The 23,142-nt window shown below is 44.9% G+C and carries 23 protein-coding genes; 8 read left to right on the forward strand and 15 right to left on the reverse strand.

Annotated features, from left to right (window positions below; genetic code table 11):
* Positions 1–428: 428 nt before the first annotated feature.
* The 3 genes from EHV08_RS09545 to EHV08_RS09555 all read right to left on the reverse strand — a co-directional run bounded on the left by EHV08_RS09545 (position 429) and on the right by EHV08_RS09555 (position 5,045).
* The gene (locus EHV08_RS09545; protein WP_126679059.1) at positions 429–977 is read right to left on the reverse strand and encodes a hypothetical protein; all 549 of its coding nucleotides are present in this window, start codon (positions 975–977) and stop codon (positions 429–431) included.
* Positions 978–1,331: 354 nt separating this feature from the next.
* Complete coding sequence (locus EHV08_RS09550) at positions 1,332–1,880, reverse strand: hypothetical protein (RefSeq protein WP_126679060.1); 549 nt, start codon at positions 1,878–1,880, stop codon at positions 1,332–1,334.
* A 759-nt stretch (positions 1,881–2,639) separates the two neighbouring features.
* Positions 2,640–5,045, reverse strand: coding sequence for a TonB-dependent receptor (locus EHV08_RS09555; protein ID WP_126679061.1), 2,406 nt, complete (start codon positions 5,043–5,045; stop codon positions 2,640–2,642).
* A gap of 410 nt (positions 5,046–5,455) precedes the next feature.
* Between EHV08_RS09555 and EHV08_RS09560 the strand changes: the two genes are divergently transcribed.
* Positions 5,456–6,031, forward strand: a complete 576-nt coding sequence (locus EHV08_RS09560; RefSeq protein ID WP_126679062.1) for a C40 family peptidase — start codon at positions 5,456–5,458, stop codon at positions 6,029–6,031.
* Between the two features lie 188 nt (positions 6,032–6,219).
* On the opposite strand, the gene rplS is transcribed toward EHV08_RS09560, so the two are convergent.
* On the reverse strand, positions 6,220–6,582 hold the full coding sequence (gene rplS, locus EHV08_RS09565) for a 50S ribosomal protein L19 (RefSeq protein WP_126679063.1): 363 nt from the start codon (positions 6,580–6,582) through the stop codon (positions 6,220–6,222).
* Positions 6,583–6,818: 236 nt separating this feature from the next.
* Here rplS and EHV08_RS09570 point away from each other — a divergent pair, with 236 nt between their 5' ends.
* Both EHV08_RS09570 and EHV08_RS09575 read left to right on the forward strand, forming a co-directional pair.
* On the forward strand, positions 6,819–7,583 hold the full coding sequence (locus EHV08_RS09570) for a 5'-nucleotidase C-terminal domain-containing protein (protein ID WP_126679064.1): 765 nt from the start codon (positions 6,819–6,821) through the stop codon (positions 7,581–7,583).
* Between the two features lie 11 nt (positions 7,584–7,594).
* The gene (locus EHV08_RS09575; RefSeq protein WP_126679478.1) at positions 7,595–8,437 is read left to right on the forward strand and encodes a bifunctional metallophosphatase/5'-nucleotidase; all 843 of its coding nucleotides are present in this window, start codon (positions 7,595–7,597) and stop codon (positions 8,435–8,437) included.
* 109 nt (positions 8,438–8,546) lie between these two features.
* On the opposite strand, the gene porT is transcribed toward EHV08_RS09575, so the two are convergent.
* The gene (gene porT, locus EHV08_RS09580; protein WP_126679065.1) at positions 8,547–9,290 is read right to left on the reverse strand and encodes a type IX secretion/gliding motility protein PorT/SprT; all 744 of its coding nucleotides are present in this window, start codon (positions 9,288–9,290) and stop codon (positions 8,547–8,549) included.
* Positions 9,291–9,589: 299 nt separating this feature from the next.
* Between porT and EHV08_RS09585 the strand changes: the two genes are divergently transcribed.
* Complete coding sequence (locus tag EHV08_RS09585; protein WP_126679066.1) at positions 9,590–9,757, forward strand: 4Fe-4S binding protein; 168 nt, start codon at positions 9,590–9,592, stop codon at positions 9,755–9,757.
* Positions 9,758–9,922: 165 nt separating this feature from the next.
* Here EHV08_RS09585 and EHV08_RS09590 read toward each other — a convergent pair whose 3' ends face one another.
* The 4 genes from EHV08_RS09590 to EHV08_RS09605 form a co-directional block, all read right to left on the reverse strand.
* Positions 9,923–10,489 (reverse strand): DKNYY domain-containing protein, encoded by a 567-nt coding sequence (locus tag EHV08_RS09590; RefSeq protein ID WP_126679067.1) that lies wholly within the window; start codon positions 10,487–10,489, stop codon positions 9,923–9,925.
* A gap of 244 nt (positions 10,490–10,733) precedes the next feature.
* Positions 10,734–11,444, reverse strand: a complete 711-nt coding sequence (gene pyrH, locus EHV08_RS09595) for a UMP kinase (RefSeq protein ID WP_126679068.1) — start codon at positions 11,442–11,444, stop codon at positions 10,734–10,736.
* Between the two features lie 207 nt (positions 11,445–11,651).
* Positions 11,652–12,209, reverse strand: coding sequence for a four helix bundle suffix domain-containing protein (locus EHV08_RS09600; RefSeq protein WP_126679069.1), 558 nt, complete (start codon positions 12,207–12,209; stop codon positions 11,652–11,654).
* A 48-nt stretch (positions 12,210–12,257) separates the two neighbouring features.
* Positions 12,258–12,998 carry a biotin--[acetyl-CoA-carboxylase] ligase gene (locus EHV08_RS09605; protein ID WP_158676075.1) on the reverse strand — a complete coding sequence of 247 codons (741 nt, stop codon included), beginning with the start codon at positions 12,996–12,998 and terminating at the stop codon, positions 12,258–12,260.
* Between the two features lie 127 nt (positions 12,999–13,125).
* Between EHV08_RS09605 and EHV08_RS09610 the strand changes: the two genes are divergently transcribed.
* Positions 13,126–13,578, forward strand: a complete 453-nt coding sequence (locus tag EHV08_RS09610) for a nucleoside deaminase (protein ID WP_126679071.1) — start codon at positions 13,126–13,128, stop codon at positions 13,576–13,578.
* 20 nt (positions 13,579–13,598) lie between these two features.
* Here the strand turns inward: EHV08_RS09610 and EHV08_RS09615 are convergent, their stop codons facing one another.
* Positions 13,599–14,444 (reverse strand): Cbp1 family collagen-binding glycoprotein adhesin, encoded by an 846-nt coding sequence (locus EHV08_RS09615; RefSeq protein ID WP_126679072.1) that lies wholly within the window; start codon positions 14,442–14,444, stop codon positions 13,599–13,601.
* A gap of 42 nt (positions 14,445–14,486) precedes the next feature.
* Positions 14,487–15,173, reverse strand: a complete 687-nt coding sequence (gene rsmI, locus EHV08_RS09620) for a 16S rRNA (cytidine(1402)-2'-O)-methyltransferase (protein ID WP_126679073.1) — start codon at positions 15,171–15,173, stop codon at positions 14,487–14,489.
* Between the two features lie 172 nt (positions 15,174–15,345).
* Between rsmI and EHV08_RS09625 the strand changes: the two genes are divergently transcribed.
* The 3 genes from EHV08_RS09625 to EHV08_RS09635 all read left to right on the forward strand — a co-directional run bounded on the left by EHV08_RS09625 (position 15,346) and on the right by EHV08_RS09635 (position 18,325).
* Positions 15,346–16,485, forward strand: a complete 1,140-nt coding sequence (locus EHV08_RS09625) for a DNA polymerase III subunit (RefSeq protein WP_126679074.1) — start codon at positions 15,346–15,348, stop codon at positions 16,483–16,485.
* 110 nt (positions 16,486–16,595) lie between these two features.
* Positions 16,596–17,843: a PSP1 domain-containing protein gene (locus EHV08_RS09630; protein WP_126679075.1), complete on the forward strand. Its 1,248-nt coding sequence runs from the start codon at positions 16,596–16,598 to the stop codon at positions 17,841–17,843.
* Positions 17,844–17,860: 17 nt separating this feature from the next.
* Positions 17,861–18,325 carry a gliding motility lipoprotein GldH gene (locus tag EHV08_RS09635; protein WP_126679076.1) on the forward strand — a complete coding sequence of 155 codons (465 nt, stop codon included), beginning with the start codon at positions 17,861–17,863 and terminating at the stop codon, positions 18,323–18,325.
* Between the two features lie 26 nt (positions 18,326–18,351).
* Here EHV08_RS09635 and rodA read toward each other — a convergent pair whose 3' ends face one another.
* The 4 genes from rodA to mreC are packed head-to-tail and all read right to left on the reverse strand — an operon-like array spanning position 18,352 to position 23,038.
* A complete protein-coding gene (rodA, locus tag EHV08_RS09640) occupies positions 18,352–19,821 on the reverse strand; it encodes a rod shape-determining protein RodA (RefSeq protein WP_126679077.1) in 1,470 nt (489 codons plus the stop codon).
* Positions 19,802–21,652 carry a penicillin-binding protein 2 gene (gene mrdA / locus EHV08_RS09645; protein WP_126679078.1) on the reverse strand — a complete coding sequence of 617 codons (1,851 nt, stop codon included), beginning with the start codon at positions 21,650–21,652 and terminating at the stop codon, positions 19,802–19,804. The genes rodA and mrdA overlap by 20 nt, the downstream gene beginning before the upstream one ends.
* Before the next feature lie 13 nt (positions 21,653–21,665).
* Positions 21,666–22,163, reverse strand: a complete 498-nt coding sequence (mreD, locus tag EHV08_RS09650; RefSeq protein WP_126679079.1) for a rod shape-determining protein MreD — start codon at positions 22,161–22,163, stop codon at positions 21,666–21,668.
* A gap of 8 nt (positions 22,164–22,171) precedes the next feature.
* On the reverse strand, positions 22,172–23,038 hold the full coding sequence (gene mreC / locus EHV08_RS09655; protein WP_126679080.1) for a rod shape-determining protein MreC: 867 nt from the start codon (positions 23,036–23,038) through the stop codon (positions 22,172–22,174).
* Positions 23,039–23,142 lie beyond the last annotated feature (104 nt).

Below are 23,142 nucleotides of genomic sequence, written 5' to 3' on the forward strand. Positions count from 1 at the left end.
CCCATCATCATCACTGCTGCTGCGAGGGCAAGAGCCTTGCTTGCCGCGTTCGCAAATAAATTGTTTAGTTTCATATAGGTTATGCCCTCCTGATGACCCACGAAATACTTTATGTGGGAACGCCGTGTCGGGGGCTTGGGCGTTTAGGTTGTTTTGAATGTTAATCTATGTCTTTATTCTTTCCATTTGCTTGGTATCATTCTGTTTTTTATTTCGATTAAGGAAACTTCCGAAATTTTCTTTGTTGTCCCCCTGCAAGACTATTGAGATAAAAGTTTGCTTATCTCAAATGATTTTAATTCAATAGTTTTGCAAAGGTCTCACAATGATTATTACTTATTTTGTTTAATCCAATCCGGCTTCGCAGGGTTACGACATACGTCGTTTAACTTGGATGGCGGCGCAGGTGTCTATGTTTATACCTGCTTTTACTTTGCCTTCCCTTTATAACTTATGGAGATGGTGTGGTCTTGGCCGTCGCCTTGGTTAGTATCAGTCGGTGTATTTATCTTTCCACCGGTTACCGTCACCTCCACTTCTTTCGTCGTTGGATTGATGTTGATTTTCATTGTACCGCCGGAGAATTTGAATTTTTCATGTTTCACCCCATAGCCACAGAAAAGCCAGTTGATGCCTTTAAGTACAGATATTGACCAAGTACTGACTGCTGATCCTGTTTGCTGTGTAAGGTCGATTAGTTTGTTGTTGAGAGTCGAATGATTGAGTGCGATTAATATATCAGTGGCTTTTTTCTCTTTTTCGAGTTTTATGCTTAACCAATAGACCTCGCCAATTTTGTTCATCTCTAACTTTTCAATTTTTATAACCTCGCCGTCGAGAGTCACGGTATTGGTGAACTTCGGTGTGTCGTCGTTGTCACTCGAGCATGCGGTGAACGTCATTCCCATCATCATCACTGCTGCTGCGAGGGCAAGAGCCTTGCTTGCCGCGTTCGCAAATAAATTGTTTAGTTTCATTATAGGTTATGCCCTCCTTATGACCCACGAAATGCTTTATTTGGGAACGCCGTGTCGGGGGCTTGGGCGTTTATGGTGTTTTGAATGTTAATCTATGTCTTTGTTCTTTCCATTTGCTTGGTATCATTCTGTTTTTTATTTCGATTAAGGAAATTTCCGAAATTTTCTTTGTTGTCCCCTGCAAGACTATTGAGATAAAAGTTTGCTTATCTCAAATGATTTTAACTCAATAGTTTTGCAAAGGTCTCACAATGATTATTACTTATTTTGTTTAATCCAATCCGGCTTCGCAGGGTTACGACATACGTCGTTTAACTTGGATGGCGGCGCAGGTGTCAATGCTTATACCTGCTTTTACTTTGCCGTCCCTTTATAACTGATGGAGATGGTGTGGTCTTGGCCGTCACCTTGGTTAGTATCAGTCGGTGTATTTATCTTTCCACCGGTTACCGTCACCTCCACTTCTTTCGTCGTTGGATTGACATCGATTTTCATCGCACCGCCGGAGAATTTGAATTTTTCATTTTTCGCATCTTGGCCACAGAAAAGCTTATTGGCGTCTTTCTGTGCCGATATTGACCAACTATTGGCTGATGATTCTGTTTGATGTGTAAGGTCGATTAGTTTGTTGCTGATAGTCGATTTATTGAGTAAGATTAATATATCAGTGGCTTTTCCCCCGGTTTCGAGTATCATGCCTAACACATAATAACTATTTATATTGTTCAACTCTGACTTTTTAATTTTTATTACCTCGCCGTCGATAGTCACGGTATTGGTGAACTTCGGTGTGTCGTCGTTGTCACTCGAGCATGCGGTAAACGTCATGCCCGTCATCACCACTGCTGCTGCGAGGGCAAGAACCTTGTTTGCTGTGTTCGCAAATAAATTGTTTAGTTTCATTAGAGATTGTGCCCTCCTTATAACCCACGAAATACTTTATGTGGGAACGCCGTGTCGGGGGCTTGGGCGTTTAGGTTGTTTTGAATGTTAATCTATGTCTTTATTGTTTCCATTTGCTTGGTTATCGTTCTGTCTTGCGTCATGGGTACAACGGAATAAACTTTCTGATCTCGTTTTTTCTTACTCGAGTTATTTGCTTTTTAATCAGATGTTCTATCATACTTATGCGAGTTCGTTTTCTAAGAAATCATCATTAGATTTTGTTGTTATGCGGAAAGTGTTGTATCTTTATACTGTTTAAAACAATAAAATTCGAACAAAATCCGTTATTATTTACAGGGACAAAATTACATGTTTTTTTTCGTACTGTCAACTATTTTAACGATTATTTTGATAATAAACATGATAAAGAACTGTTTTTGTCATGGTTTGATGGGATTTACTGCATATTATTTCTTCGACAACAAACCGCAGGTATTTCCCGTACATGTGGAAAGGTTGAGACAATTAAAACTGTGTTTTATCCTGTGTGTTGCGATGATATAGCAACCGATTCTTTTTTTACTGCACAGCAATTTCGCCTGTTTTGCATTGCAATTTCGCCCAATTTGCTTACCAATTCTGCCCAAATTGCTTTCCGTTTTGCCATGAAACGGAATGTTGGTGGATATGAAACACCGCCGTGCTGCGGGTGCAACACGGCGGTGCCATTGTATTATAACGATAATTGTGGTTTATTCTTATCGTCAGTAATGGTGTTTACAGCGTAATACTTACACCGGCATACCATGTTGCACCATATACGGGAGCATACATGAAGGCAGCATCGTCGGTGTGCTTTTCGTCCTGAATATAACTGAAGATGTTCTTACCGCCGGCATAGATGTTCAGCGTACCGAAACGTTTTGCCACGCGACAGTTCCACAGTGTGAAGGTATCTGTCTTCTTTATCTTCGAATTTGCTTCATTCTCTTCAGAGTTGTAGTCAATGTACATCTTGCCTTGCAAAGAACCTGTCACAGAGAAGTTCCATGTTCCGGGAGCATATTCGAGTGTGAGGTCGCCCGTCATGGCTGGGAAGCGTGATATGTTCTTACTATCTTCGGCATAAGGAGTCGCTTTCCAATCCTCGCGTATGTTCTTGAACTTACCTTGATTGAAAGTCCAGTTTAGACCGGCATTGAAGTTTCTGAACAGTGTTGCCTTTGCTCCGAGTTCGATACCCTGAACGTATGCATCGTCAATGTTTTGCCACTCGTATGTGTAACCGAGTTTCTTCACCTCGTCAGATGCCGGCGAGAACTGTATCTTATCTTTCAGGTCAGTGCGGAAGATGTTGAGGCTCAGTTGGTAGCCCCTGCCGTAGTAGTCGGCCGAGAGGTTATAACTGATAGAATGTTCGCCCTTCAGTTTAGACGATTTCCATACGCGTGGCGAACCGCTGCATAGGTGCAGGTCTTCAGAGAATCCGTAAGGTGCACGGAAGCCTGTACCGATGTTCGCACGCAGAATGAGTGACGGATTAAGTTCATATTTGATTGCAAGGCGTGGGTTGAAAGAAGTTTCCTTGAACTCGGTCTTCGGGAAATTGCCGTCAAATACCTTTTCGCTTGAAGCATATTCCTCGCCGGAGTTGTGCGTGTCGAGGCGCAATCCGGGAACAACGGTGAGTTTCGGAGTGATGTTCCATTCGTCCTGAATGAAGAAACCGAATTCCGTTGCATGCTTCTTTCCTATAGATGTGTATGGAATGCCATAGAATGGGTCGGTCTTGTAATCATCTTCCGACAATACATAAAGGCCGGTTTCGCGCAAACGGGTGAAATATCCCTGTACGCCTGCCAGCAGAGTGTGGTTGCCGAGCATGCTCGTGAATGTGAGTGACGGTGTGAGGGAGTTCTCTTTGGCGATGTACGGGCGCATCAACTCAACGTCGGGACTGTTGCCACCGTGCGACTGCTTGTAGTTGCCGAGGAAGGTGTCGTTCGTTGCGTTGCGCTTGTGATGCACGTATGCGGTAGAGAAATTCAGTTCGGAGTGTGCCCCGATAGGCAGAGTATATGCCATATCGAGCGAGAGACGATTGGTCTGTATGTTCTCTGTTCCTTCAGTGTAAGGATTCAGATAGAGGTCGTTGGTCATTGTTCCGCCGTAGCGCAGTTCGTCCATAGCCTTTGCGCGAATCACGAGTTTGTCGTTCTTGGCGAATGGATTGAAGAAATACACGCTCATTCCCACGTTGTTCATTCTGCTGTTCACGCGGTCGGATACGCCGTCCTTCTCTTTCACTTCCGTGCGTGTCAGTCCGTCTTTTGTCTCGTCCACGGCATCCATTTCCGTGTGCTGTGCCGTAACCATGAGTCCGATGTTGCGGAAACGCATAGAGCCCGAACCCTTATAACTCTTATAACCCCAGTTTCCGAACTGTAGATCTCCGTTAACCGAGGGTTCGAAAGACGGTTCTTTCGATATGATGTTTATTGCTCCGGCCACCGCACTGCTGCCGTACAGAGCAGAGCCGGCACCTTTAACGACCTCAAGACGGTCTATGTCGTTTGTGCCCATTTGCTGCAGTCCGTACACTCCTGCCAGTCCCGAATAGACCGGTTCGCCGTCTATCAACACCTGTGTATGCTCTGCTCCGAGACCCTGCATGCGCACTTCCGAGAAGTTACAGAATTGGCACTGCTGTTCCACGCGTATTCCCGGCACGCCTTCCAGAGCCTCGTATAGGCTTTGTGCATTCTTACGTTTGATGGCCTGCGATGTCAGCACTTCGGTGCGGATAGGCACGTCTTTCACAAAGTGGGATGTGCGGGTGCCCGTAATCACTATCTGACTCAGTTCGAGTGGGTCTTTTTCGAGTTCGAAATGAATGGTAGAAGACTTTCCTGCCTCCATTATCACCTCGATTTCCTGATCCTGATAGCCATCGAGTCTTGCCACTATGGTCTGTTTTCCAACCGGAAGGTCGGTCAATTTATAGTGGCCTGTAGCGTCACATTTTGTTGTAAGCGTTGTTCCTTTAACGCTGACTGTTGCGTATGCCAAATGCATACCGCCTTCTTTAGCCTGCACTCCGCCAAAAAGCATGGCGTCTGTGTTTTGTCCCATTACGGTTATTGCAAACAATAAACCGAGGAACATCAAATAGATTTTCTTCATTTTATTATGTGGTAAAAAAATAATCGTGCAAAAGTACTAATGCGTTTTTATCCACACAATACCTACTTTTGGTTATTTTTATGCAAGAGATGTGTCTCTAATTAATAATTAATAATGAGTGACACAAGGTGCTGTCTGCATTGATAGTGCTCCATGAATGCTAAATAATTTTTGATATAACGCCGCTTGTTTATTAAAATATGTAAACGGATTTCCTTAAATCTTTTTCCGAGTGATGTCTTATAAGTCGTTGTAATATAGAGGGGAATGGGGAAAATCGGTTAGTAAAACCGACTTTTCGACTATATCGAAAAAGATGTAAACTGCCTTTGACGGCTGTATTTTTTTTTGTAATTTCGCACTCGTAATTTTTTGAGAAATCATTTTTTGAACCTAAATTATATATTATAATGAAGAAATTTGTAGCGCTTACTGTCGTAATGTTGTTGTTCTCGTCGCTCACTCCCTCGTTTGCAGGAAAGAAGAAGCACAGAGCAAGAGCAAAGGCACAGCCACGACAGGAACAGCGTGTTGAAGAGATAGACAACTTTGACTTCCTATATGTTGGCGAGAATGTGAACTATAACTCCGAAGATTACTCTATGGCGGGTGACGTTCTTGATGAGGCTTTCAACCACATGGGTGCACGTTACAGTCACGGCAGTGCCGGTCCGTATGTTTTCGACTGCTCCGGCTTTACGAGTTATGTATTCGGCAAGATGGGTATTTCGCTCAGTCGTTCATCGCGCCAGCAATCTACACAGGGTTATCGCATAGATAACAGCGAATTGCAGAGTGGCGACCTCGTATTTTTCACAAGTCCGCGAAGTGGCGGTAACGTTGGTCATGTGGGCATCGTTGTTGATGTGGACCCGGCTACAGGAAGTTTCGACTTTATCCATGCGTCGTTGCGAGGTGTTAAGGTAAGCAACTCTCGCGAGAGTTATTATGCCTCTCGTTATCTCTTTGGACGCAGGGTGATGTAATTTTTCCGACATTTTCTTTGCCGGAGAAAGACAGAATAGAAAAATAAAAACGGTTCGTGCCATTTCGGTATGAACCGTTTTTTCGTTTCATACCGTCTTGATTTTTTCGTGGAAGTAGAAATAAAGAAGGCTTGTTCCATTGCGGTACAAGCCTTCTTTGTTCTTTTCCGAGTTGTGGAGAGATGTTTTTATTTCTCCGCTTTGATGGTGCGCTTCTCGGCGATGCGTGCTTTCTTACCTGTGAGTTTGCGCAGGTAGTACAGTTTAGCGCGACGCACCTTACCAACCTTGTTCACCTCGATGTTATCGATGTTCGGGCTTTCGATGGGGAATATACGCTCCACACCTGTTGTGCCGGACATCTTGCGAACGGTGAAACGCTTCTTCTCGCCGTGTCCGCAAATCTTGATTACCACACCGCGATAGAGCTGGATACGCTCTTTCGTTCCCTCGACAATTTTGTAAGCAACGGTGACAGTGTCTCCGGCTTTGAACTCCGGAAACTTCTTACCAGTTGCAAATGCTTCTTCAGCAACTTTAATTAAATCCATTGATTTTAGATGATTATAATTTGTTATAGTTTCGCGCAACATAGCGAGGCTACTCTTCTTCCTGCCATAGGTTACGTCGAAAAAGCGCTGCAAAGTTAATATAAATTTCCGAATTACAGACAATTATGATATTCTTTTTCTCATTTTTTTTGTTTTTCTCATTTTTTGTTGTTTATGAAACCATTTATTCGTGGATTTTGTTTATCTTTGCATATTATAACCAATATATATAGCAAATGAGAAACAAGACTTTGATTTTCGTATTCTTCGCTGCGTTTGTTATGTCTGCATGTGGCACTCATTACAAACTAATTTCCGTATCAAGGACACGTGTGCTTATCGACAAGCGTTATGACGCAAATCCTGATGCGCAGGCAGCGACATTCATGACGCCTTACAAGAAAATGGTGGACTCGGTAATGAGTCCGGTGGTGGGGACAACCGCGCGCTATCTTGAGCGTGGAAGACCCGAAGGACTGCTCTCCAATCTGTTGCCGGATATATTCATGGCCTCGGCAAAGGAATATGGTGAGAAACCCGATTTTGCGGCTTATAACTATGGCGGCATACGTGCAGCACTGCCCGCAGGTGCTGTCACAAAGGGGGACATTAACGATGTTGCGCCGTTCGAGAACAAGATAGTCTTCGTCACACTGAAGGGTGACAAGGTGCTCGAACTGTTCCAACAGATGCTGGATAGAGGCGGAGAGTGCGTGAGCCATGAGGTGCGCATAGTGGCCGACAAGAACTATAAACTGATTTCGGCAACGGTAGGAGGCGAGCCGGTAGATCCTAACCGTGACTATCGTATCACGACGATAGATTATGTGCAACAGGGAAATGACGACCTCACTGCATTCAAGAGCGGGACAAACCTCAATTTGCCGGGCGGAGATGAGGCGAACTCGCGCAATGTGATACTGAGATATGTGAAGAGTATGACTGCACAGGGAAAGAAAATAGACTGTGAGTTGGAAGGACGTATAACCATTAAGAAATGAAAAACGCTATGATGAAGAAAACCATAATAGCCGCATTGCTGTGCATAGTATGTGCGACAGCAGCCAAGGCACAGGACAAACAACTTGTGGTGTTGCACACAAACGATACCCATAGTACGATATATCCTTTGAATCCTACACTTGCCGACACTCTTTTGGCAGGTCGCGGAGGCTTTTTGCGCCGTATAAAGATGATTGAGGAGGAACGGGAAAAGACTCCGAAACTGCTGCTCATAGACAGTGGCGACTTCTCGCAGGGTTCACCTTATTATAATATATATAAGGGTGAAGTGGAAGTGACGTTGATGAATATGATGAAGTATGACGTTGCTACGGTAGGTAACCATGAGTTCGACTTCGGTCTTGAGAACATGGCGCGTATCTTCAAGATGGCAAAATTTCCTATTGTATGCGCCAACTACGATTTTACCGGAACGGTGGTTGAGGGTTTGGTGAAGCCTTACACAATAATAAAGCGCGACGGAGTGAAGATTGGTATCTTCGGACTTGCACCGGCATTGAAAGGTCTTGTCTTCGACCATAACTGCGAAGGAGTGCGCTATCTCGATCCGGCAAAGGAGGCTAACAAGTGGGCTGACTATCTGAAGAATGTGAAAAAATGTGATATCGTGATATGTGTTTCGCATTTGGGTTGGAGTAAAGGCGGAGACGATGACAACCATGTGTTTTCCAATGCACGTAACGTTGACCTCGTTTTGGGCGGACACTCGCACACTTATTTTAAGAAACTTGAGTATGTGACCGACCTTGACGGCAAGAGTGTGCCTATAGACCAGAACGGGAAGCATGCCATTTATGTGGGTAAATTGACACTGAACCTTGACAAGAAATAAATACGGAGCGAGAGAAATAATAACAGAAAAGACGGGAAACCACGCGCAAGTGATTTCCCGTCTTTTGGGTTGTTATTCGTCGTTCTTTCTTTTTCTCTTTCCTGTAATGTTACTCAAAGTAGAACGTTAGCACAATCATTTTGCTGCGTCCGTTGTTCACTGAGTTGGTGTATTGCAGCATGCTTTTGTCTTTCAGATGATTGCCGTGGTCGGTGTCGAGGCTGTTTATTAGTCCGTAGGCAAACTTCAGTTCGGGGCGCAACTTGAAATAAGGCAGGTAGAAGTCGCAACCGATGCCCGCTTCCAAGTAAAGGTCATATCGTTTCATCTTCAGATAGTCGTCAGATTTGTTTGAAAGGTTTATCATCGGATTCAGTCCCAGCATCATGTAAGGGCGGTGGTTGTTGAATCGTTGTGCGCTGTAAATGAGGTCAAGGGCGCACGATACGTATGCCGTTTTCATTTCCTGCCGCTGTTCTATCGGTTTGCCGTTCTCTAATTTCTCCTTATGGTTGTGGAAAGTGAAGTGCTTGGTGCCGAAATACATCGCCGGTGCAACGCGCATGGCGAAATAAGTGTCAAGGCGGAACTCACCCAATACGCCGACGTTAAAACCTGCGTCCCAGCGGTCTTGATCGCATGTGACCAATGCTTCTTTCGTTCCGTCCTCCGTTGTTATCATCTGCGGACCGACGTTCGTAAGTTCGACATCTTGCAGGTGAGTTCCCACGAGAACCCCGAAATGAAACGGCCGCAGGTCGGTATAAGGGCGATTTTCCACGTGACGTTCCTGTGCGGCAACATTCATGGCACACATAATCACCATAATTGAGCATGCAATAATCCTTTTCATACTTTATATAACGCTTTTTCATAACGATTATTGTATGTTGTGAGCAAGACAAATTCATATCCGTGCTTTGTTGACAGTTTTGTGTTTTTTCATGTCTTTTTTAACGGTAGTTGGCTGACGATATGTCTAATCATAATAATGTATATCTGTTCTTTTTCATCATTTATGGGTATCAAAAAGTACAGAATGGTTAATTTATATAAAAAACCATACCTATTATTAGGTATGTTTTGAGGATTTTATTATCTTTGCAGCGTGAAAAGTATATAACAATATTAACAAATTAAATAAAAAACATTATGGCATACGTAATTAGCGAAGACTGCATAGCATGCGGCACATGTATTGATGAATGTCCGGTAGGAGCAATTTCTGAAGGCGATCGTTACTCAATTAACCCGGACGAGTGCACAGAATGTGGTACTTGTGCAGGTGTTTGCCCATCTGAGGCAATCTCACTTCCTTAAGAATAATTTTACACTTAGGAACAAGATTAATTGTTAGACATGATAAGAGGTGTTCTGTTCTGCTGAACAGACACCTTTTTCATTTATTAAAAGTCACGAGCGAAACCAGATGTTCTCCTATAGAGAATGGTTCCGCTCGTGGCTTTTGTTGTTTTCGCAATGTGTTTACTTCACTTTTCTTCCTTTATAGTATGTGTCGAACGAGTCTTCGGCATAGCCGTCTTCGAGCACTTTAAAGGAACTTGAGAATACTCCGTCCATCTTTTCTCCCATATAGAACACGTCGAAATTGTCTTTGCCGTAGCCCCAGCCAAGGTCTCTGAAACTTTTTGGCGAGTCGCTAATCTTCTTTCCGCGGAAGAGAACTGCGTTCGAGGTGATGCGGTAGCCGTAATAGTCGTCTCGGTCGTACATGTCATCGTCCGTCGGATAGTAGTCGTCGGGGTAGGGTTGTATCGCAACGCGAAGACTGAAAGTCAGTGGATCCACATACGGAAGAATGCGTCCTAAGTAGTACACGTTATATCGGTCTTTGGCATAACCGAAGCCCAAATCTACGAACGAACGGTAGTCGGCCTCTACAATGGGTTGCTTTTGGTAGTACACTTTATTTCGGTTGAGCGAATATGGCTTCATCTTTTGTTGTTGCGTCTGTGCGCTAATGCTGAGTGTGAAAGCAGCGAAAAGCAAGAGTGCGCTGCAACGTAAGGTTTTGAAATGAATCTGTTTCATAGTCGTTTCCTTTATTTTTTAATTCCTTTTGACTGTTGTTTTATTATGGTGCAAAGGTAATGATAAAAAACGAAACTGCCATCGGGATTACCCTAAACTGTAGTAGGGAAAACAGACTTTTGCGTAGGCTATCGCGTAGTGTTGTCGTTATTCTGCTGATTTTCAGAATCATTTGGGCGAAATTATACGGTAATTTCGCCCAAAAGGATTTGTATTAAGTTATCTTTCGTTTGTCGATTTGGCATTAATGGTGTACCAAAGTACCTATTTCTTCGCCTTCGATGACTTTTTTCAGATTTCCTACCACATCCATATTGAAGACATAGATGGGGAGATTGTTGTCGTTGCACATGCAGATTGCGGTAAGATCCATTACTTTCAGACCGCGTGCGAGCACCTCGTCGTAGGTGATGTCGGTGAACTTCACCGCTTCGGGATCTTTTTCCGGATCGGCGGTATAGACGCCATCAACGCGCGTGCCTTTCAGCATTACGTCTGCTTCTATCTCCAGTCCGCGCAGCGATGAACCTGTGTCAGTGGTGAAATAAGGCGAGCCTGTGCCTGCTGAGAAGATGCAGACATTGCCCTGTTCCATTGCTTCGATGGCGTGCCATTTGGTGTAGAACTCACCTATTGGTTCCATGCGTATTGCTGTGAGTACCTTGTTTTTCACACCTTCGGCAGCGAGGGCACTGCTGAGTGCCAGTGAGTTGATTACTGTTGCGAGCATTCCCATTTGGTCGCCTTTCACACGGTCGAAGCCCTTTTGTGCTCCGCTAACGCCGCGGAAGATGTTGCCACCACCTATCACTATGCCTATCTGGACACCCATTTCGTGGATTTCCTTTATTTGGCGGGCGTAGTCGCCCAGACGTTTCGGGTCAATGCCATACTGTTGGTTACCCATGAGGCTTTCGCCTGAGAGTTTTAAAAGAATACGTTTGAATCTTGACATAATATTGTTGTTTAATTGAAATTGATTTAATTGAGGTAATTAGGATAATCGGAAAAATCGGTCTAATCAGACTAATCGGTCTAATCGGAGTCAATAGGTAATAATCAATAGGATTGGTCAGATTAGTCAGATTAGTCTGATTAGACCGATTTGTCCGATTAGCCTGATTACTACAATCAGTCCGACCAACTTCCTTGATCAGCCCAATCACCACGACCCATTCTTTCTCCTATAATCTCTCCTCGCCGCACTCATCTGTTCCCTGATACCACCATTAACAAGAAAGTTTTGCTTGAGCCTTTCTATCAGTCGGCGCAGCATCACGTCTTCTTGGTGTATCATCGTTATGGCGATGTTGGCAATCGTTTCTGCGGAACGCTGTGGGAGGTGTTCGCGATAGAAACTGCTCTCGTTGTGCTGACGCAACACCTTACGTGTCTGCACACAGCGTGGGTCGTCAAATTGCCACTTCTCCATGTTATGCACACGGAGATAGTCTTCGTAGTCTTGTAACAGTTCTTGAAGACTTGCCCTCGCCACATTCATGAGTTTTAGTTCCGTCTCACTTGAAGTTGTTGAGGCGGCACTACCCTCCACTATGTTTTGCTTGCACGAACGTGCGGCCTGTATCATCTGGCCGATTGTACGGTCGCCTCTTGCAAGATAGTGATGGGCGAAGTAGAAAGCGGTGTCGTATATGCTTTCTGCAACTTGATATACTATCAGTTGCCGGTAGTTACCTTTGTTTGGAAGGAATTCCTCCATGTCATATTTCGTTATGTCACTCAAGTATATAATTGCACTTGCGTTCCGCTACTCAATTTTCTCGTTCTTTTCCAACACGAATGCCACTTCCTTGAAAGCATAGCGACGTTCATGGTTTTCGGTGTCGCGCAATACGATGTGTCCATCATCTTCTACGGTCACCATTTCTGCGCAGAACGTTCCGTTGGCATCGAGGTATTGGTGGAAACCGTGACGGCGATACAGACTGTTGCGGTACTTAGTGCGTATTTCTCCGACATCGAACTCCTCCATTTTCTCTGTGAAAAGATTCAGCAGCGAATGTAACACCTCTTCACGATTACGCTCTTTACCGTCAATGAGAAACATCGAAACCGGATTTGGCGCATCACTCTCGAACACCTGCTGATTGACGTTCAGTCCTATTCCTATTATGCAGTCCTTGATATGGCATCCCGAAAGACAGTTCTCTATCAATATACCCGCAATTTTCATGTCATCGACGTAGATATCGTTCGGCCATTTTATCCGCACCTCGCGATGCAGAGACTTGGCAAGGTATTCGCTTATCGTTATGGCAGTCATCATCGAGATTATGTACTGCTCGGCAGCATTCACGTTTTTAGGGTGAATAAGTATGCTGAAAATAAGGTTCTTACCGCGCTCACTCTCCCAGTGATTGCTGCCTTGACCGCGTCCGGCAGTCTGAAAATCGGTCCATACGACGGTTATGTCATTACCATTTTCGTACTCGCGCAGGAAATTATTGGTGGAGTCGATTTCCTCTTTATAGATGACCTTGCAATTCATTATTGCATGCAAAGTTATAAAATATTTTGAACAATAGGACATTGCGGCACCATGTTTTTTTGTCGGTCACGTAATTTTCCATATCTCTACGCCTGTCATTATATACAAAAATGAGTATCTTTGCAGCATGACAAACGAAGAAATTCAGAGAGATACGCAGTTTATGCGTCGTGCTATAGATGAGGCGCGCGCAGCATTGGCAGAGGGAGAGATTCCTATCGGTGCAGTGGTTGTCGCCAAAGGCAGAATCATATCACGCGCCCATAACTGCACGGAGATGCTGAACGATGTTACCGCCCATGCCGAGATGCTCGCGATAACGGCGGCAGAGAATGCTCTTGGTGGAAAATATCTTACAGACTGCACGCTGTATGTCACGGTGGAACCTTGTCCGATGTGTGCCGGTGCGATAGGGTGGGCACAGATCCCGCGCGTTGTTTATGGTGCGCCCGATGATAAGCGTGGCTATCGCAGATACGCCCCCAATGCACTACATCCCCGTGCAAATGCAATTGGCGACATCCTTGAAGAAGAATGCCGCCAACTGATGGTAGATTTCTTTGCAATGAAGAGGAGGTGAAAAACTTCCTCTTCATTGTTTTATTTAACTTCTATCACAAGATATTTGCTTGTGCTCCAGAATGTCTGTGGGTCGGTGATGCGGAGAATGAATTGTCCCTTGGCATCCTTATCCAGCATATAACTGCTTGACGGGTGAGATGTTTTCATCTCTGCCTTCTTGGAGTAGAGTTTGATTTCTTTCTGTACGCGAATGTCAATCTTGGTGAAGTAACTCTTGTTGAAGTTTCCGCGCAGCACTCGGCTGCCGTCAATGATACCCTGCTCCTTGAGTTCTTTCTTCGTTCCGAATACGAACCATGCGGTGTTCAGTTGCCTGTCTTGATTGTTGATAGTGGAACTCTTCTGGTCGTTTTCGGTTCTCAAGTTTTCCACATTGGTGTTCAAGTTTGATACGGTCTCGTCAAGTTCGCTGATGTGAATATCTTTCTTGTCGAGTTCTTCACGCATTTTCTGCAGTTCGATGTTTTTCTGTTCGAGTTGTTTCGTAAGATTCTCCACTGTACGTTTCAGTTGGTCGCCCTTGAAAGAACTCTCTCTCAGTTGCTGACGCAGTTTGTCGAGAAGTTCGCGGTTCTGGTTCATGCGCTCCTGAATGAACTTAACATCCTCGCGCAGTTTCTGTCTGTTGTTTGCTCCCTCCCCTGAACGGGCAAGCGTAACTCGCCCTTCGGCCTCACTGATTTCACGTAAACCGTCATTGATATCATTGAGAGTTCCCATGATATCATTGATTTCATTCTCTTTCTGTTCTACAATCCTTTGCAGCGAGTCGCTCATTGTTGCGCCCGGTGCATCAGAAGCCTTGTTGCCTGTACATGCTGCCAATGCTGTCATGCAGGCTGCGAAAAACAATAATTTCTTCATGTCTGTATAAAAAATAAAATTCTAAATACTATTAGTGTATTATTAATCACTTGATATTCTGTTATTTCCGGCCACTACTACGACAAACTCTCCGCGTGGTTCGTGCTCCTTGAAATGAGCCGATACTTCGCTAATTGTTCCGCGCACGCTTTCTTCATGAATCTTGGATATTTCCCTGCATACGCAGACTCGCCGCTCGTTTCCGAACTCTTCGGCTAATTGTTCTAAAAGTTTCAACAGTCGATAAGGCGATTCATAGAACACCATTGTGCGCTCTTCGCCGGCAAGTGCCTTGATGCGCGATTTGCGTCCTTTCTTCTGTGGGAGAAATCCCTCGAAGCAAAAGCGGTCGCAAGGTAGTCCGCTCGACACCAATGCCGGTATCATGGCCGTGGCTCCGGGTAGGCACTGCACCTCTATCCCTGCGTTTACGGCCTCGCGGATTAGGAGAAAGCCGGGGTCGCTTATGCCCGGTGTTCCGGCATCACTTATCAGTGCTGCGGTGGCTCCGGCGCGTAGTCGCTCCACTATTCCGGCACTTGTGCCATGTTCGTTGAATTTATGGTGTGACATCAATCTGTTGCGTATGTCGAAATGCTTCATCAAGATACCCGACGTGCGTGTGTCTTCCGCAAGCACGAAATCGGCTTCTTTCAGCACCTTTATGGCGCGAAGAGTCATGTCTTCCATATTACCCACCGGGGTGGGAACAACATATAAAATCCCCATAAGTTCCGACAAAGATAACGTAATCGATTCAAACCACCAAATAAATTAATTTTTTTTCTGAAAAAAGAACTTCCTACTGTCATGGAAAAGTAAAAAGAAAGAAAAGATGCGTGTTTCTTTGTAATGGCGAGTTTTTTTCGTAATTTTGCAGCCAAATGGCCGTTTGAGTAGCATGAAATTCAGTGAAGTAATAGGACAGGAAGAGACGCAGAAACGCCTCACGCAGATGGTGGTTGAAGGGCGTGTGCCCCATGCCATGATGTTCTGCGGACCAAAGGGTTGTGGAAAGATGGCTCTTGCGCTCGCTTTTGCTTCCTATTTGCTTTGTTGTGATAAAGAAGGTTCTGACGACTCGTGCGGAACGTGCCGTCAGTGTGCCATGCTTCGTTCGTGGTCGCATCCTGACTTGCTGTTCACTTATCCAGTGATAAAGCCCACAGGCACAAGTGCCGACCACAAAATGGTGAGTGATGACTTTGCCCGTGAATGGCGTGAGATGTTGAGTGATGGGCCGTATTTTACAATGGATCGCTGGCTTGATAAGATGAACGCCGCTAATCAGCAGGCTATGATATATGTTGCCGAGAGTGAGGTGCTCATAAGGAAACTATCAATGAAATCGAGTCAGGGAGGTTTCAAGGTTAATATCATTTGGCTACCTGAGCGAATGCGTGAGGACTGTGCCAACAAAATGCTGAAAATAATTGAGGAACCTCCACAACAAACCGTGTTTATTATGGTTTGTGAGGAGCCGGAGCGACTGTTGGAGACAATACGCAGCCGTGTGCAGCGCATTGATATAAAAAAAATCGACACTCCGTCGCTTGAGAAAGCGTTGACGGAGCGTCGGGCTATAGATGGTGATATGGCGCACAGGATTGCGCGTGTTGCTAACGGGGACTGGATGAAAGCACTGGAGGAACTTGATGCGGGGAATGAGAATAATCAGTTTCTCGACCTCTTTAAATTGCTAATGCGAAAGGCATACGCTCGCGATGTGAAGGAGTTGAAAACATGGAGCGACACGGTTGCTGCATTGGGGCGTGAGCGACAGAAACGCATGCTGGTTTATTTCAGACATCTCGTGCGTGAAAATTTCATGTATAACTTTCATAATCCCGACCTCGTTTATATGACAATGGAAGAAGAGAATTTCGCCGCGAAGTTCGCACGCTTTATCAATGAGGCTAACGTGATTGAGATAGACGAGATATTCGGCACTGCAATCAGAGACATCGGACAGAACACAAATGCCAAGATGGTTTTCTATGATGTGGCGATGAGGATGATTGTGGCGATAATGAGAAAATAGTATTATGGAAAAATAAGGGAGGAATTGGTAATGTAAGTGAATGTGTCATGGCTTAGGCTGAACCGCAGGACAACTTTACTCCGACACTCCTGACAAACAAGAAAAAAAGGATGGATTACAAAAATATGCAATTCAAAATATCGACGGACACTGACCGCGGACTCTGTAGAAGGGGATGTGGACGGCAGGATCACCAGTTGAATACTTACGACTGGCTTGCCGATGTGCCCGGCATCAACGAAGATACCGACCTCGTGGAGGTGCAGTTCAAGAATACACGGAAAGGGTATTATCACAATATCTATAACCTCGATTTGAAAAAAGGTGATGTGGTTGCGGTGGAAGCCAGTCCCGGACATGACATAGGTGTGGTGACACTGACCGGACGGTTGGTGAAACTACAATTGAAAAAGGCCTGCTTGAAATCTGCCGATGACATAAAACGCATATATCGCTTGGCAAAACAGGTGGATATTGAGAAATATCTTGAGGCAAAAAGCCGTGAGCATGCCACAATGATAGAGAGCCGGCAGATAGCAAAGAATCTCGGACTGAACATGAAAATAGGAGACGTAGAATATCAAGGTGATGGCAACAAGGCTATATTCTTTTATATCGCTGATGAAAGAGTGGACTTCCGTCAGTTGATAAAAGACCTCGCTGCAACGTTCCATGTAAGGATTGAGATGAAACAGATAGGTGCGAGACAGGAGGCGGGGCGCATTGGTGGAACAGGCCCTTGTGGCAGGGAATTGTGCTGTGCCACATGGATGAAGAACTTTATCAGTGTAAGCACGAACGCCGCACGATTCCAAGACATTTCCCTCAACCCTCAGAAACTTGCCGGAATGTGTGCAAAACTGAAGTGCTGTCTGAACTATGAGGTTGACAACTACATTGAGGCAAGTCGTAAACTGCCAAGTCGTGAGGTGGTGCTGGAAACGCAAGACTCTGATTACTATTTCTTCAAGAGTGATATTCTTGCTGGATTGATAACTTATTCCACCGACAAGCGTCTTGCCGCAAACCTTGAAACAATTACCGGTAGGCGTGCAATGCAGATAATAGAGATGAACAGAAGGGGCGAGAAGCCTGTCACTCTATCTGAAAACGGGGGGCAGCAGGAAAGCAACAGTCCTGTTGATATGTTCGAAGGTGATGTTACGCGATTTGACAAGAATCGCAAAAAGAAGAAGAATAAAGGACCGAGATCGCAAGAACCGCGCGGTTCACAGCAAATGATAGAGGGCGGTGGAGAACAGCATCGCCGACAGAACGGAAATCGCGAACACCGTTACGGACAGCAGCGTAAGCCACGCAATAATGGTGAGCAACGTAATGGTGGGGAATCAAGATAATATCTTTCATTCATGGCATGAAGGTTAAAATTTGCGCTTTTTTATTGGTATTGTATTCGCTCTTGTTAATTGCGTGCGAGACAGAGACGGTGTATCATCATTTTGAACCTACACAGATAGCAGGATGGGAGCGTAATGATACATTGAAGTTCTCTGTGCCCACAATGGCTGTAGATGGTGATTATCGGGAAAAGTTAATCTTACGTGTAAACAATGACTATCCGTTCATGGGTCTCACATTGATTGTAGAACAGACCGTTTTTCCCGGGAAACGCCATTTAAGTGATACTTTAAACTGTCGTATTGTTGACAAGTCGGGCAATATCCGTGGTCGTGGGATTGGCTTTTATGAATATGATTACTCGCTAACGCAACTCGCGCTCCATGCCGGCGACTCACTGCAAATCAGTGTACGCCACAACATGAAGCGCGAGATATTACCCGGTATTGCCGATGTCGGAATAGAAATAAAGAGGAAATAGTGTCTTTCCACATGCCTCGAAAACAACTATTCTCTGATAAGATTTCTGCCTGCGTCTATCCTCAAGAATATGAAAAGGAGGAAGGTGAAGCCCCAAAGTGATGAACCTCCGTAACTGAAGAATGGCAGAGGGATGCCGATAACAGGTGTCAGACCTAACACCATTCCTACGTTTATGAATACGTGGAAAAGGAAAACGCTCAGCACACAGTAACCATAGACACGTCCGAAACGGAATGGTTGACGCTCGGCAAGTTTTATAAGCCTCAGTATCAGTGCGAGGAACAGTAGCAAGACGGCTGCCGAACCAACGAATCCTTCTTCTTCTCCTACGGTACAGAAAATGAAATCGGTGTCCTGTTCGGGCACATATTTCAGTTTTGTTTGTGTGCCATTGAGGAATCCTTTGCCTTGCAGACCTCCAGAACCTATGGCAATCTCACTCTGATGAACATTGTATCCTGCGCCGGAAAGGTCTTCTTTCAGGCCGAGCAGAACTTCGATACGTTTGCGTTGATGTTCTTGTAAAACGTTATCGAGAACGTAGTCGGCAGAATAGAAGAATGCTATCGAACCGATGGCGAATGCAAGGATATATCCGTAAGTAATTATTCTGCTGCTCAACCAAAGAAACAATACATACCCGATGAGAAAACCACATAACAGCAGTTGCACCCATACCACATCGAAAGGAATGACGAAAGTGGAAAAAAGCAGTGCTAAGATTGTTCCGCCAAGGCAGTAGAGTAGGGCTTTTTTCATTTTCTGTAGGTTGCCGGTATTGGCATAAATCATCACCGAAGTGAAAATATGGACACCCAATAATACCACGAATTTACCCACCGATGTGTGACCGTCCCATAACGTTATGTCTTCAAATTTTATTCCGATAACGAAATAAAACACCATTGCCACGGCCGTGAAGAGAATGCTTCCGGGCATTCCTTCTCGATAGAACATCAAGAAGAAAGCCAGATAGACGAGTGCCGAACCGGTCTCTTTCTGTGCTACAATGAACAACATGGGTGTGAAAACAATGGCACAGGCCTTAAGGAAATCCTTCCATTTGTGTATGTTATAACCATAAGATGACATCAGTTTGGCCACCGCCAGAGCAGTGGCAAACTTGGCAAACTCGGCAGGTTGCAGTCGTAGCGGTCCCAATACGAGCCATGATCGTGAACCTTTTATCTCGTGCGGATTGAAGATTGTTGCAAAAAGAAGCAACAACAAGGCCGCATAGATTACGTATGAGAACGTGTCGTAGAATCTGTCGTCAAGCAAAAGAAGTACCAAGCCGATGAATATCGAGGTGCAAATCCATATTATCTGCATGCCTGAGCGCGAACTGAGATTGAATATGTCGGTGTCGCCGTAGGTGTAACTGGCACCGCATACACTTACCCATCCGAATACAAGGAGTGCCAGATAGATAATAATTGTTATCCAGTCAATAGAGCGAAGCACGCCAGGTTGCTTATCTGTCCGTTGAACCATACGCTACACGTCTGCTCTGCATGGCTCTTGCTTTTGACTCGGAACCATCAGAGAGTTTTCCATTAATATATTTTTCCATTATCAATGCACCGATAGGAACACCGAAAGTGGCACCGAACCCACCGTTTTCTACATAAACGGCGACAGCAATCTTCGGATTCTTCATAGGTGCAAAACCCATGAACACCGAGTGGTCATGTCCTCTGTTCTGTGCAGTTCCGGTTTTTCCGCACACCTCATAGTCGGCTCTGTTGGCCTCTTTACATGTTCCGCCCATAACCGAACTCCTCATTCCTGCCACGATATAGTCGTATGATGCGCGTGTGGCCTTTGTGACGTGCTTCTCTTTGTATTTCTCATCAAGAGGCTGTCCTTTAACCGATTTTACTACATGAGGCGTAATGAAATATCCTCTGTTGGCTATCGTTGCACCCAAATTGGCAATTTGCAGCGGAGTGAGGTTTACCTCTCCCTGTCCTATCGATATACTTATAATCGTCAGTCCGTTCCAACTCTTATTATAGGCATTGTCATAGAAGTCGGCATTTGGTATCAGTCCGCGCTTTTCGCCAGGCAAGTCTATTCCGAGTTTATAACCGAATCCCATGCTCACCATGTAGTCGCGCCATGTGTTCATGGCATCTTGGACGGTCTTATATTTCTTCCGATTGTTAATCATGTGATAAAGCCCCCAGCAGAAATATGCGTTGCACGAGGTGCTGATTGCCGGAATCAAAGGCAGTGGTGAGCCGTGTCCGTGACATCCCACGCGCAGTCCTTTATATTGGAATCCACGGTGACAGGAGTACATTGTATTAGGTGAAATTATACCCTCTGAAAGGAATGTCAGTCCCTGAGATGTCTTGAATGTTGACCCGGGAGGGTATTGTCCCATTATGGAACGGTTAAGCAAGGGTTTCCATGAGTTCATTTGCAGTTCCCTGTGCATCTTTCCGCGTTGTCTTCCCGACATCATGCGCAGGTCGTATGTGGGAGAAGAAACCATGCAAAGGATTTCACCGGTGCTTGGTTCTATTGCTACGATACTTCCAATCTTACCCTCCATGAGACGTTCTCCGAGGGCTTGCAGTTCGAGGTCAATGCTCAGTGTGAGGTCTTTTCCGGCTACCGGCTTTTGGTCGAAGCGTCCTTCTTGGTATCGCCCCTTTATTCTTCCGTGAGCATCGCGCAGCAGGATTTGCACTCCTTTCTGTCCGCGCAATTCTTTCTCGTATGAGCGCTCCACGCCGAGTTTACCTATATAGTCGCCACTCTGATAGTAGTCATCTTCCTCAATATCACTTGGCGATACCTCTGCAACATCTCCCAAAACATGGGCTGCGTATGGATATTGGTATTGTCTGATGCTTCTTTTCTGCATATAGAATCCCGGGAAACGGTATAGTTTTTCCCGGAACAGACTGAATTCCTCTTCAGAGAGTTGCGACATAAAAATTTGTTGGGTGAATCTACTGTACCCCGGATTCTTGTTTCTGTCCTTTATCTCTGCCATTCTTTTGACATAAAATTCTTTCGTTATGCCAAGTGCCGAACAGAAATCCGTGGTGTCTATTTTGCCTGCTTCTTCGTTCATCACCACCATTATGTTGTATGCCGGTTGGTTGAAGACGAGTAACTTGCCTGTGCGATCGGTGATGTTGCCACGCGCCGGGTAGTCTATCTTCTTAAGAAATGCGTTACTGTCAGCATTTTTCTTGTAGTCGTCACTCATTATCTGAAGTGAGAACAGACGGATAATATAGATGACAACGATAAGCGTTGCCACTCCACCGATTACATATTTGCGGTATTCCAGTCCGTATTCTTTCATTGTTATGCCTTTGCTAACGTCTCAGATGCTCAATCACATACACCAGAACGGCGGTTATAATCGTACTACCTCCTACACACTCCAGCCACTGCAACCAGTTGAAGAATGTGAACATTTCGAGTGAGTAGTATGTAATGCAAAATATGGAAACCAATATTAGTATATAATAAATGTATGTACTGTTTCCCAGATTGCGCAACGTTGGCTTGAAGTTCTTCTCGTTTTCGCGCTGCATGAACATTTCAAGTACGTACGGTTGCAACACTCCGACCAATGTCATTGACGCTGCAGCAACACCGGGGGTATTGGTGAACGTGTCTATACATATACCGAGAATGAAACACCACAACAGTATTGCCCATTTTGGATAACTGCGCGGAAACGTAAGTGCCATATATATATATAATAAAGGTGTGGCACAACCAAAGAGATTGATATGATTGAGCACCAGTCCTTGCACAAGGCACAGTACAATAAAGAGTATCGTTCGTCTTAGAATATCCGTTGTCATGACAATCGTTAGTTTTCCTTAGCGGGCATGATGGAGTCTTTGGCAGAACGCATCAGGTTGATACGTTCCTGCAAGTTCGCATCATTGATAACACAAACATCGCGCAGGTTGCTGAAATCGGTTGCAAGATTGATGCGCAGACGGTATGACATTCCGTCGGGAGAATTATACGTGCGATGCACTTTTCCTACAAGAATACCCGGTGGAAACAGCGCAGAATATCCGCTCGTAACGATATTGTCGCCACCGTTGAAGCGTGCATGGCGTGGAATATCATCCACGAATGCCATTTTGCTATCACCGCCTTCCCAGTGCAACACACCGAAATATCCGCGATTTTCAATCATCACACTGATGTTTGAGTGGCTGTTGAGTACCGGAATAATCATGCTGTAATGCGGCGAAACAAGATATACAACACCCACAATACCATTGCCGCTTACCACGCCCATGTCTGGACGTATGCCGTCAAGGCTTCCTTTGTCAATGGTTATAAGGTTGTCTGGCTTGTTAATAGAGTTGCTCACAACCTTTGCGGGGATTAACTTGTACTGGCTTAGCAGTTGCACCTGTGTGCTTAGCTGCAGTGTAGAGTCGCTTTTTCCGCGTTCCAACATCTCTGACAGATGTTTTACTTGCCGCTCTAAATATACGTTTCGCATGGTGAGTTGTTCGTTAAGTTTGCCCATACTTATGAACGACTCCACCGAAGAATTTATCTCATAGAACTTGCCAGTTACAACATTGGCAGAGGTGAACCACACGCTACCTTGATAACTGTTGAACTGGAAGAGGAGCGCAAGACTCATCACTTCCAGCACAACGAAAAGCAACCAATGGTTATGTTTTGCCAAAAATGCCAGCAGGTTGTTCATTTCTTAAATTCCTTTATGCCCGAAAGACATGCTATGTTTTAAGAGTAAGTGAGGTGAAATATCCTTTCTCCTCACTCCTATTTATATTATTTGTCACTATTAAA

Origin of the sequence: Prevotella koreensis (assembly GCF_003977605.1) — a bacterium.
Lineage (GTDB): Bacteria > Bacteroidota > Bacteroidia > Bacteroidales > Bacteroidaceae > Prevotella > Prevotella koreensis.

Excerpts from the sequence above, each read along its gene's own strand:
- EHV08_RS09545 (WP_126679059.1), bottom strand. The coding sequence starts at position 977 with ATGAAACTAAACAATTTATTTGCGAACGCGGCAAGCAAGGCTCTTGCC.
- EHV08_RS09550 (WP_126679060.1), bottom strand. The coding sequence starts at position 1,880 with ATGAAACTAAACAATTTATTTGCGAACACAGCAAACAAGGTTCTTGCC.
- EHV08_RS09555 (WP_126679061.1), bottom strand. The coding sequence starts at position 5,045 with ATGAAGAAAATCTATTTGATGTTCCTCGGTTTATTGTTTGCAATAACC.
- EHV08_RS09560 (WP_126679062.1), top strand. The coding sequence starts at position 5,456 with ATGAAGAAATTTGTAGCGCTTACTGTCGTAATGTTGTTGTTCTCGTCG.
- rplS (WP_126679063.1), bottom strand. The coding sequence starts at position 6,582 with ATGGATTTAATTAAAGTTGCTGAAGAAGCATTTGCAACTGGTAAGAAG.
- EHV08_RS09570 (WP_126679064.1), top strand. The coding sequence starts at position 6,819 with ATGAGAAACAAGACTTTGATTTTCGTATTCTTCGCTGCGTTTGTTATG.
- EHV08_RS09575 (WP_126679478.1), top strand. The coding sequence starts at position 7,595 with ATGAAGAAAACCATAATAGCCGCATTGCTGTGCATAGTATGTGCGACA.
- porT (WP_126679065.1), bottom strand. The coding sequence starts at position 9,290 with ATGAAAAGGATTATTGCATGCTCAATTATGGTGATTATGTGTGCCATG.
- EHV08_RS09585 (WP_126679066.1), top strand. The coding sequence starts at position 9,590 with ATGGCATACGTAATTAGCGAAGACTGCATAGCATGCGGCACATGTATT.
- EHV08_RS09590 (WP_126679067.1), bottom strand. The coding sequence starts at position 10,489 with ATGAAACAGATTCATTTCAAAACCTTACGTTGCAGCGCACTCTTGCTT.
- pyrH (WP_126679068.1), bottom strand. The coding sequence starts at position 11,444 with ATGTCAAGATTCAAACGTATTCTTTTAAAACTCTCAGGCGAAAGCCTC.
- EHV08_RS09600 (WP_126679069.1), bottom strand. The coding sequence starts at position 12,209 with ATGGAGGAATTCCTTCCAAACAAAGGTAACTACCGGCAACTGATAGTA.
- EHV08_RS09605 (WP_158676075.1), bottom strand. The coding sequence starts at position 12,998 with ATGAATTGCAAGGTCATCTATAAAGAGGAAATCGACTCCACCAATAAT.
- EHV08_RS09610 (WP_126679071.1), top strand. The coding sequence starts at position 13,126 with ATGACAAACGAAGAAATTCAGAGAGATACGCAGTTTATGCGTCGTGCT.
- EHV08_RS09615 (WP_126679072.1), bottom strand. The coding sequence starts at position 14,444 with ATGAAGAAATTATTGTTTTTCGCAGCCTGCATGACAGCATTGGCAGCA.
- rsmI (WP_126679073.1), bottom strand. The coding sequence starts at position 15,173 with ATGGGGATTTTATATGTTGTTCCCACCCCGGTGGGTAATATGGAAGAC.
- EHV08_RS09625 (WP_126679074.1), top strand. The coding sequence starts at position 15,346 with ATGAAATTCAGTGAAGTAATAGGACAGGAAGAGACGCAGAAACGCCTC.
- EHV08_RS09630 (WP_126679075.1), top strand. The coding sequence starts at position 16,596 with ATGGATTACAAAAATATGCAATTCAAAATATCGACGGACACTGACCGC.
- EHV08_RS09635 (WP_126679076.1), top strand. The coding sequence starts at position 17,861 with ATGAAGGTTAAAATTTGCGCTTTTTTATTGGTATTGTATTCGCTCTTG.
- rodA (WP_126679077.1), bottom strand. The coding sequence starts at position 19,821 with ATGGTTCAACGGACAGATAAGCAACCTGGCGTGCTTCGCTCTATTGAC.
- mrdA (WP_126679078.1), bottom strand. The coding sequence starts at position 21,652 with ATGAAAGAATACGGACTGGAATACCGCAAATATGTAATCGGTGGAGTG.
- mreD (WP_126679079.1), bottom strand. The coding sequence starts at position 22,163 with ATGACAACGGATATTCTAAGACGAACGATACTCTTTATTGTACTGTGC.
- mreC (WP_126679080.1), bottom strand. The coding sequence starts at position 23,038 with ATGAACAACCTGCTGGCATTTTTGGCAAAACATAACCATTGGTTGCTT.